Raw genomic sequence first — 12,083 nt, forward strand, 5'->3', positions numbered from 1 at the left:
AGCGCGACTAGTGCTTGAAGAACGAGGCCGGACGCACGGTTCCCGCCCCGAAACGTTCGGTCACGGAATCGACCGCGAGCTCGGCGCCCCGCCAGTCTTCGTCCGGATCCCACAGCCCGACCGACCCCGATGCCGTGCCGAGCTGCTCGGCACGCACCCCAATCAGGCGCACCCGAATGCCCGACGCGGCCAGCAGGTCGAAGGCGGCCACGGCTTCCTCGTAAATTCGGCGACCGACACTGCTCGGTTCGGCGAGGGTGCGCGACCGGGTGACCGTGCTGAAGTCGGTGTAACGCAGTTTGAGCGCGACGCGTCGTGCCACCAGGTCGCTTCGGCGCAGCCGTGCGGCCACGAGGTCGCACTGTCGCAGCAGTTCGCTGCGCAGCCGGTCGAGGTCCGTCACGTCGTGTTCGAAGGTCACCTCGTGGCCGACACTTTTCTCTTCCCGCTCGATCGTCACCGCGCGCGGGTCACGCCCCCAGGACAATTCGAACAGTTTCGCACCGGATGCCTCCCCCAGTGTCTTCTTCAGCACGTCGAGCGATGTGTGCGCAATATCGCCGATGAGTTTCAAGCCAAGGCGGGTCAGCGCCACCTCGGTGGCGGCTCCCACGCCCCAGAGAGCCGTCACCGGCAGTGGATGCAGGAACTCGATCGTCTTCTCGGCCGGAATGACGAGCAAACCGTTGGGTTTGGCCAGGCCGGAGGCGAGTTTGGCGACGAACTTGGTCGAGGCCGCTCCGACAGAGCAAACCAGCCCGGTCTCAGCGAAGACGCGGGCGCGGATGAGTTCGCCGATCACGGCCGGAGAGCCGAACAGGTTGGTCGCTCCGGCCACGTCAAGAAAGGCCTCGTCGATACCGAGTCGTTCCACGAGCGGGGTGACGTCGTCGAAGATGCTCATGACGCGGGTGGAGAAGTCGCGGTACAGCCCCATGTGCGGCTCAAGCACGATGGCGTTCGGGCACTGCCGCAGCGCGAGCGCCATCGGCATCGCCGAGTTCACGCCGTATTTCCGGGCGATGTAGTTGGCCGCCGTGACGACCGAACGGCCGCCGCGATGGCCGACGATCACCGGCTGGTCGACGAATTCCGGGTGGGAGAGCAGCTCGACCGAGACGAAGAACGCATCGAGGTCGACGTGCAGCACGGTAGACGTTCGGTCGTTGACGCCGTCCGCCGAGATCTGCCGCCCGCTGCCATCCTGTCTGCCCACCGAAAAACCCTAACCCGATCCGGGCCATCGGCACTACCAGCCAGCGGTCGAGTTCCATCCCCCGGCATAACTCCTGCAATCTGCCGTCGCAGAATCACCGAACTGAGGCGTTGTAGGGAAGAGCCGCGGCTGCTCCCTGAAATTGCAGGAGTTGTACGGCTGGGCAGGCGGAAACGGCTAACGCACGATCTTTTCGGCGCCGGCGATGCGCTGCGCGAAATAGATGGGGATGATCGAGACGACTACGAGCACCACTGCGATGACGTTGACGACCGGCGCCTGGTTGGGCCGGAACAGGTTGTCCAGGATCCATAGCGGCAGTGTCTTCACGCTCGACCCGGCAGTGAACGTTGTCACGATTATTTCGTCGAAACTCAGGGCGAAGGCGAGCAGTCCGCCCGCCAACAGCGCGGACCGCAACTGGGGAAAGGTGACGAGGCGAAACGTCGTCCAGATGCCGGCGCCGAGGTCGGACGAGGCATCCTCGAGGCTCGTCCCGAGGCGCCGTAGCCGGGCGATCACGTTGTTGAACACGGTCACGATGCAGAACGTGGCGTGGGCGATGATGAGAGTCAAAATGGACAACTGCACGCCCAGGCCGGTGCGAAAGGCGTTGTTCAGGGCGATGCCAGTGACGATGCCGGGCAGCGCGATCGGCAAAATGACCAGCAGGCTGATGGCATCGCGGCCGAAGAATTCGAAGCGTTGCAACCCGAGTGAGATGAGCGTGCCAAGCACGAGCGCGACCGCCGTCGAGGCGAGCGCCACCTGCAGGCTGGTCAGCACCGCGTCGAGGGCTCCGTCGCTCTGAAAAGCTTTCGCCCACCACTCCAGGGTGAAGCCCGGCGGTGGCCACGTGAGGTTCTGGCTGGTGCTGAACGAGTTCACGAACACCACGAGCAACGGCAGGTAGATCAGGGCCAGAACCACGGCCGTGATGGCCGCGAGCAGGCCGCGGGCCGGTCGACTCAGACGCATGGCGAACTCCTAGAGATTGTTCAGCGCGCCCGTGCGCCGCACGGCGGCGAGGTAGGCGAAGATGATCAGTATGGGGATGAACGCGATCGCGGCCGCGAGCGGCAGGTTGTTCGCCGCCCCGACGTTGGTGTACACGAGGTTGCCGAGCATCTGGTTGGCCCCGCCGACGATGTTGACGGTGATGTAGTCCCCGAGCGAGAGTGAAAAGCTGAAAATCGACCCGGCTATGATCGCCGGCCAGATCATCGGCAGCACCACCAGGCGCAGCGTCGACCAGGTGCGGCCACCGAGATCACCGGATGCTTCCAGCAGCGAATCCGGCACCCGCTCCAATCCCGCATAGATCGGCAGGATCACATACGGCAGCCAGAGGTAGGACAGGGTGATGATCGTCGCCGGCAGGCCGTAACCGGGGCTGTGTCCGCCGAACGGTGAGACGAGCCATTCGAAAATTCCGCCTTGGGAGAGCACCGAACGCCAGGCGTACGCCTTTACGAGGTAGCTCGCCCAGAGCGGCATCAGAATGGCGATCACGAGGATGCGCTGGGCCCGCGGGCTCGCCACCTTGGCCATGTAGAACGCGATCGGCAGGGCGATGACGATATCGATGATGGTGACGAGCAGGGCCACGCCGACGGTGCGCAGCGTCACGGTTTGGTAGAGCGACCCGGTCAGCACTGCCGCGATGTTGTCGAGGGTCCAGGTCTGTGAGATCTGCCCGGTGAACGAGTCGACCGTCCACAGGGCGGTGATCAGCAGCGCGGCGAGGGCCGCGATGTAGACCAGTCCGAGCCAGAATAGGGGGGCACCGAGCAACAGCGACAGCCTTAAACGCGGGTGTCGGCTGAGAAAGACCGAGCCCCGCCGGGCCATGGTGCCCCGTTGCGGGGGCACCACCGCTCCGCGGGTGGGTGGCGCGGAAGCGTCAACCGTCATTGTTATTCCTTCGATCTGGCTCGAACGTGCCGTTATCCCTTGATCTCCTGCCAGGCCGTGGTCCAGTCGGAGTAGTCGGTGCACTCGACGTCGGTGCGCCCGTCGAGGCACTTCGCGATCGGTGTCGACCAGTACCAGATCTGGGCGGCGTACTCGGCGTCGCCGGCGTGGAAGATCTGGCAGTGATCCGGGTTGACCGTGAAGTCGCAAGCTCCGGCGTTGGACGGCGCCTCACCGAAGTACTCGGTAGCTTGCGCGTTGGCTTCCGGGCTCGCGATGTAGTTCAGCCAGGCGTAGGCACAGTTCGGGTTCTTCGCGTCGGCGGCGATCATCCAGGTGTCCGACCATCCGGTGGCACCCTCCTCGGGCAGCACGACCTCGGCCGGGGTTCCCTCGGCGAGCGAATTGCGGATGACCTGCCAGGTGGTGCCGACGACGGTGTCACCGGTTTCGAAGGCCTGCACCTCCTTGAGGTAGTCCGACCAGTATTCGCCGATGTTCACCCGCTGGTCCTTGAACAGTTGAACGGATGCCGCGAGCTGGGTTTCATCGAGCGCGTACGGATTCTCGATTCCCAGTTCCGGCTGGTGCGTCATGAGGTAGACCGCGGCATCCGCCAGGGAGATCGGCGAATCGTACGCGGTCACCGCGCCCTTGTAGGCGGACGATTTGTCGAAGACGACGTCCCACGAGGTGGGCGCCGGGGTGACGACCTCCGTGTTGTACATGAGCAGGTTGGCGCCGTAGCCGTGCGGAATGCCGTAAGAGACGCCGTCGACGCTGTTCCAGGACTGCATCTTCAGAAAGTCGAAGATGCCCTCGTAGTTGGGGATGAGGTCGGTGTTGACCGGGGCGACGTCGCCGGCGGCGACGAGCCGCAACGAGGCGTCCCCTGAGGCCGCGACGACGTCGTAGTCACCGGTCTTCATAAGGCTGAACGCTTCATCCGAGGTGCCGTAGGTCTTGCTGGTGACGGTGCAACCGGTCTCGTTTTCAAAGGCGCTGACCCAGTCCACTTCGGGGTCGTTGCTGCCGTCTTCGACATAGCCGGGCCAGGCCAGCAACGAGACGCTGCCCTCCATCTGTCCGAGGTCGGTCTGGGCTTGGGTCGGTTTCGTCGTGCCGCCGCCCGGGCTGGTGCCGCAGGCGGTGAGAAGCAGGGCGACCGATACGATGGCGATGCCCGCGAGAGCGAGGGATGTTCGGCGTGCAGGGGTGCGTTTCATGACTTTCTCCATTCGTGAATCAATCGGTCAGGGGCGGGAAACAAGAGAAGACGCGGCCAGGGTGACGATGTCGGAGTCGTTCCAGCCGACGGTCACGCGCGCGCCGCGATTCTTCGTCGCCACGCGGTGCGCATCGTTCTGTTCGAGCACAACGACGCGCGAGCCGGCATCGAGGTCGACGATGAGTTGGGTGCTGCTGCCGATGTAGATGACCTCGGCCAGTACCCCGGCGGCGACGCGATCGGCGACAAGGGGCAGGTTCTCGGTGGTGACGCTGATCTTTTCGGGGCGCACCGAGTGCACGCCGCTGCGGCCGAGCAGCGCCTGCGAGATGTTGTCGTCGAAGATGTTCGAAGTGCCCACGAAAGCGGCGACGAAGGGCGAAGCCGGGCGCTCGTAGATCTCGGCCGGGGTGCCGAGCTGTTCGATCCTGCCCTCGTTGAACACCGCGATACGGTCGCTGAGGGTGAGCGCCTCCTGCTGGTCGTGCGTGACGAAGATAAACGTGATGCCGAGGGTGCGCTGCAGTTCCTTGAGTTCGACCTGCATTTGCTCGCGCAGCTTCAGGTCGAGCGCGCCGAGCGGTTCATCAAGCAGCAACACCTTGGGCGACACAACGGTGGCCCGGGCCAGCGCCACCCGCTGGCGTTGCCCGCCGGAGAGCTGGCTGGGCTTGCGATCGGCGAAACCGCCCAGTCGCACCGTGTCGAGGGCCGCTCTGGCCTGCTGGTGCCTGGCTCGTTTGGCGACACCGCGCACGCGCAGTCCGTAAGCGACGTTGTCAAGCACGCTCATGTGCGGAAACAAGGCGTAGTCCTGGAACACGGTGTTGACGTCGCGGTCGAACGGCGCGCGGTCGGTGACGTCCTGGCCGAACAGGGAGATCGTTCCGCTGGAGGGTTGTTCAAAGCCGGCGATCAGCCGCAACACCGTGGTTTTTCCTGAACCCGAGGGACCGAGCATGGAGAAGAATTCCCCCTCGCCAATGTCGAGGTCGACGCCGTCGACGGCTTTGACGCTGCCGAAACTCTTGGTCAGTCCGGTCAAACGGATGGCGGGCTGCGCACCGGTCATACGATCTCCTCAGTTATTCGCTGGCTCCCTGCTCACTCACAGGGTAATCATATGGAGTTAGATGTCATAAAAGTACGCCGGGATGTTACGGTCGTGTCACGACCTGAAATGAGCCGCCCATGCCGAAGTCCATTCGCGCCGGATCGGGAACGCGTGCGGCCATTTTCGCCCCGCTCGACGGTGCGGGGCGGGCCGAGCTCGTGTTGCAGCGCCTGACCGACGCCATCGTGCTCGGAGTGCTGCACGACGGCGAACGGCTGCCGAGCGAAGCCGCACTGGCCCGCCAGCTCGGCGTCGCCACGGTCACCGCGCGCGACGCGCTCGAAATCCTGCGCCGCAACAACCTCGTGCAGACCAAGCGTGGTCGCGATGGCGGCAGCTTCGTCACCTTCACCGGCGGGAGCGCCACCAGTCTGCAGGAGGACCGCCTCCTGGCCTGTTCCCGGGTGCAGGTGCGAGACCTCGGCGTGCACTATTGCGCGATCGCCGGCCTCGCCGCCGAATTGGCCGCCGACCGCGCCAGTGCGGCCGACGTCGACAACCTCGAACGCATTCTCGACCGCACCGATGCCGGCACAGCGGATGCCGCGCGCCGCGGCCAGGGCACCTTTCGTCTCGAGGTGGCCGCGCTCAGCCAGTCCGCTCGCCTCGTGCGCGAAGAGTTGCGGTTGCAGGCCGAATTTGGCTCCTTGCTCTGGCTCGGCCTGCGTGAACCCCTTCGACGGCAACGCTGCCGTGCGGTGCAACGCGAGACGGTCGCCGCGCTCGTCGCCGAGAATGGCGCTCGGGCGAGGCAGCTCACCGTCTCGCAGATCATCGAATCAATCGAGTGGCTGATCGAGGCGAAGTCAGTCTTGGAACGGACAGGAAGGTCGACGACCACCGGTAATGGGACCACGCCTGTCTCGAGCGAGGCACCCGTATGACCATCATTCCCGAGCAGAAGACTCCCCCCACCAATGCCTGGGTCGCGTCCATTGCCGCGGTGTTCGACCCGGTTTTCGCCCGCTTGGAACAGTGGGCAAACCTGGTGGAGCGCTATGGCGCGCGTCCCGGCAGCGTCGCCGAACGGGCCGAACTCGATCCCCTGGTGGAAAGGCTGGTGATCCGGGCGTTCGCCGACTCGGACGGCACGGTGATCGGAGCCGGCTTTGTGTCGGCCCCGCACTTTCTGGGCTGGCACCTGGCCTGGTGGCTGGGCGGGCAGAACGCGGCGTCGCCGAGGCTGCCGGCCGACGGCATCCGTCATCTGGAAACGCTCGAAGACCCTCTCGACGAGAATTTTCGGGACTACACCGCCTTGGAGTGGTGGCGGGTTCCCGCAGAAACCGGACGACGGCATATCACCGGGCCCTATGTGGATTATTTGTGCACCGATGAGTACACCCTGACGCTCACGCTGCCGGTGTACCGCGGCGTCGAGCTCATCGGCGTCGTCGGGATCGACCTGTCGGTCGATGAGATCGAGCGCGATCTCGTTCCGCTCCTGGGCACTGACGCCGTTGCGGTGACGGTCATCAACGCGAGCGGCCGGGTGGTCGTCTCGACCGACACCCACCTCGCGACCGGCGCGCTACTGCGCCTGCCGGGTTTGACCAGGCTTTTGGCCGACCCCGCGCCAACGGACGCCGCAGTGGGGCTGCACGGTGCACACACGTTCCAGTGGTGCGGCCGAACCGGGCTCGCCGTCGTGGCCGGACCCGCGGCCGACCGGGCGCCGGACTAACCGATCGTGGTGCCGAAGGCGAGCCCGAGCAGGTAGGTGACCGCGGCCGCTCCGAGGCCGATGACGAGTTGCCGCAGGGCGCGCGTCAACGGCGGCCCGCCGGAGAGCAGGCCGACCACGGCACCGGTGGCGAGCAGGGCCACGCCCACCAGAACGGTCGCGACGATGATGGCCGCGAACCCGCTCATGCCGAACAGGTAGGGCAACACCGGCAGCAGCGCCCCCGACGCGAAGAAGCAGAAGCTCGACAGGGCCGCGCCGGTTCCCGTGCCGATGGCCTCATGCTCGTCGGGTTCCGGCGCCTGCCTGCTGACCGCGGCAATCGGTCCGGTCGCCGCATAGGCGGTGGCGAGCACCCCGCGGGCGTAGGTCTCAGCTTCGTCTTCAGACATGCCGCGGGCCCGATAGACCAGGGTCAGTTCGTTTGCGGCAAGGTCGAGGTGCGAGAGCACGCTCTTGGCCGGCGCCGCGGGGCTTGAAGCTTCGAGCAGTTCCCGCTGGGACCGCACCGAGACGTATTCGCCGGCACCCATCGAGAGCGCCCCGGCCAGCAGCCCGGCGATGCCGGTGAACAGGATCGTCGCGGGCGGCACGCCGGTGGCCCCGATGCCGAGCACGAGGGCGAGGTTGCTGACGAGCCCATCGTTGACACCGAACACGGCGGCGCGAAAGGTGCCCGACAGGCGTTTGCGACCGCGGGCGGCGAGGCCGCGCACGACCTCTTCGTGCACGATCTCGTCAGCGGCCATGGCATTGGTCGCGTCCGCATCCGCGTCGTAGGGCGACCGCCCCTCGGCCCGCTGGGCGAGGGCGAGCACGAACACCGAACCGAACCGTCGAGCAAGCAGCGCCAAAAAGCGGGTGCGCAGCGCGCCGCGCCTCGGTGAGCCGATATCGCTGCCGAGCAGTTGGCGCCAGTGCTCTTCGTGCCGCCCCTCGGCCTCGGCGAGGGCGAGCAAAATCTGGCGCTCCTCGCCGGCGCGACGATTGGCGAGGTCGCGATACACAGCGGCCTCGGCCTGTTCGTCCGCCAGGTATTGCCGCCACCGACGGATGTCGCGGGTCGACGGGGTGCGCTCGCCCGGCTCTGGAGTGAGTGCGTTCACGCCTCCGGCGCTGCTTCCAGGAAACTCTGCGGGATGCGCGCGGAGTCGTGCGGACCGGAGCCGTCGAGACCGAAGAATGGTTCCTCGAATCGAACGACCCAGAATTTTTCCCGCACGACGGTCGGTGCGTAGAGCCCGGAGCCCTCCGACTCCCCCGCCGCCACGATCACGCCGATCGGGTCATCAATGAGAGACTCGGGAAACCGGGTGCGATCGAGCCGCACGATGACCTGCACGCCCACTCCGAAAACAGCGCTCTGACCACTCATGCGTTACTCGATCGCCTGGGCGCGTTCGAGCACGAGTTCGCGCACGCGCGCGGCGTCCGCTTGCCCGCGCATGGCCTTCATGACCGCGCCGATGACGGCGCCGGCCGCCTGCTGCTTGCCGCCCCGAATCTTGGCGAGCACGTCGGGCTGGCCGAGCAGCGCGGCGTCGATGGCCGCGATGAGCGCACCGTCGTCGGAGACCACGGCGAGGCCGCGGCTGGCGACGACCTCGGCCGGAGTACCTTCCCCGGCGATGACGCCTTCGAGCACCTGGCGGGCCAGTCGGTCGGTGAGGGTTCCGTCCGAGACGAGTTCGATCAGCGCGGCGAGCTGTATCGGTGTCACGAGCGAGTCGGCGGCGACCCCGGCCGCGTTGGCGAGCCGGGCGATTTCGCCGGTCCACCACTTGCGTGCGGCCTGAGCGGATGCCCCGGCAGCGACGGTTGCTTCGACCGCGTCGAGCAGATCGGAGTTCACCACGTCCTGGAACTCGAGGTTCGCAAAACCCCACGCTGCCTGCAGGCGCTTGCGGCGGGCCGCGGGCGGCTCGGGCAGGGTCAGGCGCAGTTCTTCGACCCAGTCGCGCGACGGTGCCATCGGCAGCAGGTCGGGCTCGGGAAAGTAGCGGTAGTCATCGGCGTCGCTCTTAGGCCGACCGGCGCTCGTGATTCCGGTGTCTTCGTGCCAGTGCCGGGTCTCCTGCGTGATGGTGCCACCGCCGGCAAGCACGGCAGCCTGGCGCTGGATCTCGTATCGCACAGCGCGTTCGACCGAGCGCAGCGAGTTGACGTTCTTGGTCTCGGTGCGAGTGCCGAGCACGTTCGACCCGCGCGGGCGCAGGGAGACGTTGGCGTCGCAACGCACATTGCCCTCTTCCATACGGGCGTTGGAGACGCCGAGGGCCTTGGCGATCTCACGAATCGCAGCGACGTAGGTCCTGCCAATCTCGGGGGCGTCGTGTTCGGCGCCCTCGATCATCTGGGTGACGATCTCCACCAGCGGCACTCCGCCACGGTTGTAATCGACAAGAGAGTAGTCGGCGCCCTGGATGCGTCCGGTGGCGCCACCCATGTGGGTGAGCTTGCCGGCGTCGTCCTCCATGTGGGCGCGTTCAATCTCGACGGTGACCAGACGGCCACTTTCGAGTTCGATCGTGACCGAACCGTCGTGGCAGATGGGGTCGTCGTACTGGCTGGTCTGAAAGTTCTTCGCCGTGTCGGGGTAGAAGTAGTTCTTGCGGGCGAACCGCGAGTGTTCCGCGATCTCACATCCCAAAGCCAGCCCCAAGCGGATGCTGGATTCGATCGCCTTCTTGTTCACCTGCGGCAGCCCGCCAGGCAGGCCGAGGCAGGTGGGACAGGTGTTCGTGTTGGCGCCGGAGCCGAACTCATTGGCGCAACCGCAGAACATTTTGGTTTTGGTGTTGAGTTCGACGTGCACCTCGAAGCCGAGCACCGGCTCGAACAGTTCGAGTGCTTTGTCGAAGTCCATCAATTCGGCCCGGTTCTTCATTTCTGCGCTGGGCATCAAACGGCTCCCTCTTCGCTGGCAAACATTTCGGTCGGGGTCAGGGCTGGTGCCTGGCTGAGCATGGTGTGTCCCCAGCGCGCTTCGAGCAGCTGCTCGATGGCGGCGCCGACGGTGTAGAGGCGGGCATCCGCTTTGGCGGGGGCCATGATCTGCAGGCCGACCGGCAGGCCGTCTTCGGGCGCCAGACCGATCGGAATGCTCATGCCGGGCACGCCGGCGAGGTTGGCCGGAATGGTGGTCACGTCGTTGATATACATGGCCATCGGGTCAGCGAGCTTTTCACCGAACTTGAACGCGGTGGTCGGCGCGCTCGGCGAGACGAGCACGTCGACCTGGCTGAACGCGGCGGCGAAATCACGCTGAATGAGCGTGCGCACCTTCTGCGCACTGCCGTAGTAAGCGTCGTAGTAGCCGGCGCTCAGGGCGTAGGTGCCGAGGATGATGCGCCGCTTGACCTCGGCGCCGAAACCCGCCTCACGGGTGGCGCTCATGACGTGCTCGCTCGTGAGCGAGCCGCTGGCCGGGTTGACCCGGATGCCGAAACGCACCGAGTCGAAGCGCGCCAGGTTGCTCGAGGCCTCGGCCGGCAGAATCAGGTAGTAGGCCGCGACGGCGTACTCGAAGTTCGGGGCGGAGACCTCGGTGATCTCGGCGCCGGCGGCGACGAGCAGGGCAAGGGTTTCCGTGAAGCGCTGGGTGACGCCGGCCTGGAATCCATCGCCGGAGAGTTCCTTGATGACGCCCACGCGCACGCCCTTGAGGGCGCCGTCCTTGAGGCCAGCTTGCGCCGCGGCGGCCATCGAGGGCCAGCTGTCGGTCAGCGAGGTGGAATCCAGCGGGTCGTGCCCGCCGATGACATCGTGCAGCAGGGCGGCGTCGTAGACCGTGCGGGAGACCGGGCCGACCTGGTCGAGGCTCGACGCGAGGGCGATAGCGCCGTAGCGGGAGACGCCGCCATAGGTCGGCTTGACGCCGACCGAGCCGGTCACGGCGGCCGGCTGGCGAATCGATCCGCCGGTGTCGCTGCCGAGGGCGAGCGGCGCCTGAAAGGAGGCAACGGCCGCGGCCGAGCCGCCGCCGGAGCCACCGGGGATGCGGTCGCGGTCCCAGGGGTTGCGGGTGACGCCATAGGCGGAGTGCTCGGTGGAGGACCCCATGGCGAATTCGTCCATGTTGGTCTTGCCGAGCGGAATCAGCCCGGCCGCACGCAGGCGGGCGACGACGGTCGCATCGTACGGCGGCACCCAGCCCTCGAGAATTTTCGACCCGGCGGTGGTGGGCATGTCCTGGGTGGCGAGCACGTCTTTGATCGCGATCGGAACACCGGCGAGCGGGTGCAGCGATTCACCCGCAACGCGGCGGGCATCGATCGCGGCGGCGGTGTTGAGGGCGGCGTCGGCTGCGACGTGCAGAAAAGCATGCAGGTCGGTGTCGACCGCCGCGATGTGGTCAAGGTGGGCGCGGGTCGCCTCGACGGCGCTGACCTGCTTGCTGACCAACAGTTCACTCAGCGCAGCGGCGGAGAGCTTGGTGAGATAGGTCATGGTCACTCCTCGTCCAGAATGGCAGGCACGCGGAATTTGTCCCCGGCGCGGTCGGGTGCACCGGACAGTGCCTGCTCAACCGTCAGCGAGGGCACGACCACGTCCTCGCGGAACACGTTGGTCAGCGGCATCGGGTGGCTCGTGGCCGGTGTATCGGCGGTGGCAACCTCAGAGACTTTGGCGATCGAGTCGACGATCTGGCCGAGGTCGTGGGTGAGATCGGTGATCTCGAGGGGGCTGAGGTCGATCCGGGCAAGGTATGCCAAATGGGCAACCTGCTCGGCCGTGATTTCAGACATGGTGCTCCGATACGCATTGGGGTGGATACTCCAATTCTATTCGCCAGCCGCCGCGAGCCCGATCCGCCGACCGCACCAGGTGCGCACCCGCGCCCCTGGAGTCCGTGTCCGCCGCCTGGACCGGCACCGGCACCGGTGGGCCATTCGCGTTGATCCTGTAAAGCCTGGCATCGCCGACG

Annotated in this window: 12 protein-coding genes; 2 read left to right on the top strand and 10 right to left on the bottom strand. The window is 66.4% G+C overall.

Features of this window, described 5'->3' with window-relative positions:
* Positions 1 to 7: 7 nt before the first annotated feature.
* The 5 genes from dinB to E3T50_RS00785 form a co-directional block, all read right to left on the bottom strand.
* Positions 8 to 1,216 carry a DNA polymerase IV gene (gene dinB / locus E3T50_RS00765; RefSeq protein WP_134464920.1) on the bottom strand — a complete coding sequence of 403 codons (1,209 nt, stop codon included), beginning with the start codon at positions 1,214 to 1,216 and terminating at the stop codon, positions 8 to 10.
* Between the two features lie 177 nt (positions 1,217 to 1,393).
* Positions 1,394 to 2,194: an ABC transporter permease gene (locus tag E3T50_RS00770; RefSeq protein WP_134550137.1), complete on the bottom strand. Its 801-nt coding sequence runs from the start codon at positions 2,192 to 2,194 to the stop codon at positions 1,394 to 1,396.
* 9 nt (positions 2,195 to 2,203) lie between these two features.
* On the bottom strand, positions 2,204 to 3,130 hold the full coding sequence (locus tag E3T50_RS00775; RefSeq protein ID WP_134550138.1) for an ABC transporter permease: 927 nt from the start codon (positions 3,128 to 3,130) through the stop codon (positions 2,204 to 2,206).
* Between the two features lie 32 nt (positions 3,131 to 3,162).
* Positions 3,163 to 4,356 carry an ABC transporter substrate-binding protein gene (locus E3T50_RS00780; protein ID WP_134550139.1) on the bottom strand — a complete coding sequence of 398 codons (1,194 nt, stop codon included), beginning with the start codon at positions 4,354 to 4,356 and terminating at the stop codon, positions 3,163 to 3,165.
* A gap of 27 nt (positions 4,357 to 4,383) precedes the next feature.
* The gene (locus tag E3T50_RS00785) at positions 4,384 to 5,430 is read right to left on the bottom strand and encodes an ABC transporter ATP-binding protein (protein ID WP_134550140.1); all 1,047 of its coding nucleotides are present in this window, start codon (positions 5,428 to 5,430) and stop codon (positions 4,384 to 4,386) included.
* A 119-nt stretch (positions 5,431 to 5,549) separates the two neighbouring features.
* On the opposite strand from E3T50_RS00785, the gene E3T50_RS00790 reads away from it, so the two are divergent.
* Both E3T50_RS00790 and E3T50_RS00795 read left to right on the top strand, forming a co-directional pair.
* Positions 5,550 to 6,356 (top strand): FadR/GntR family transcriptional regulator, encoded by an 807-nt coding sequence (locus E3T50_RS00790; RefSeq protein ID WP_134550141.1) that lies wholly within the window; start codon positions 5,550 to 5,552, stop codon positions 6,354 to 6,356.
* Positions 6,353 to 7,156: a cache domain-containing protein gene (locus E3T50_RS00795; RefSeq protein ID WP_134550142.1), complete on the top strand. Its 804-nt coding sequence runs from the start codon at positions 6,353 to 6,355 to the stop codon at positions 7,154 to 7,156. The genes E3T50_RS00790 and E3T50_RS00795 overlap by 4 nt, the downstream gene beginning before the upstream one ends.
* Here E3T50_RS00795 and E3T50_RS00800 read toward each other — a convergent pair.
* From E3T50_RS00800 to gatC, 5 genes are read right to left on the bottom strand one after another with little or no spacing between them, the layout of a single operon-like run.
* A complete protein-coding gene (locus E3T50_RS00800) occupies positions 7,153 to 8,262 on the bottom strand; it encodes a VIT1/CCC1 transporter family protein (RefSeq protein WP_134550143.1) in 1,110 nt (369 codons plus the stop codon). The two genes, E3T50_RS00795 and E3T50_RS00800, sit on opposite strands and share 4 nt — an antisense overlap.
* Positions 8,259 to 8,531, bottom strand: a complete 273-nt coding sequence (locus E3T50_RS00805) for a hypothetical protein (RefSeq protein ID WP_134550144.1) — start codon at positions 8,529 to 8,531, stop codon at positions 8,259 to 8,261. The genes E3T50_RS00800 and E3T50_RS00805 overlap by 4 nt, the downstream gene beginning before the upstream one ends.
* 3 nt (positions 8,532 to 8,534) lie before the next feature.
* Entirely contained in the window at positions 8,535 to 10,058 is a 1,524-nt protein-coding gene (gene gatB, locus E3T50_RS00810; RefSeq protein ID WP_241990680.1) for an Asp-tRNA(Asn)/Glu-tRNA(Gln) amidotransferase subunit GatB, read from the bottom strand.
* Complete coding sequence (gene gatA / locus E3T50_RS00815; RefSeq protein ID WP_134550145.1) at positions 10,058 to 11,605, bottom strand: Asp-tRNA(Asn)/Glu-tRNA(Gln) amidotransferase subunit GatA; 1,548 nt, start codon at positions 11,603 to 11,605, stop codon at positions 10,058 to 10,060. The genes gatB and gatA overlap by 1 nt, the downstream gene beginning before the upstream one ends.
* Positions 11,606 to 11,607: 2 nt before the next feature.
* Complete coding sequence (gatC, locus tag E3T50_RS00820; protein ID WP_134464940.1) at positions 11,608 to 11,904, bottom strand: Asp-tRNA(Asn)/Glu-tRNA(Gln) amidotransferase subunit GatC; 297 nt, start codon at positions 11,902 to 11,904, stop codon at positions 11,608 to 11,610.
* Positions 11,905 to 12,083: the final 179 nt, after the last annotated feature.

Source organism: Cryobacterium gelidum (assembly GCF_004403985.1).
GTDB lineage: Bacteria > Actinomycetota > Actinomycetes > Actinomycetales > Microbacteriaceae > Cryobacterium > Cryobacterium gelidum.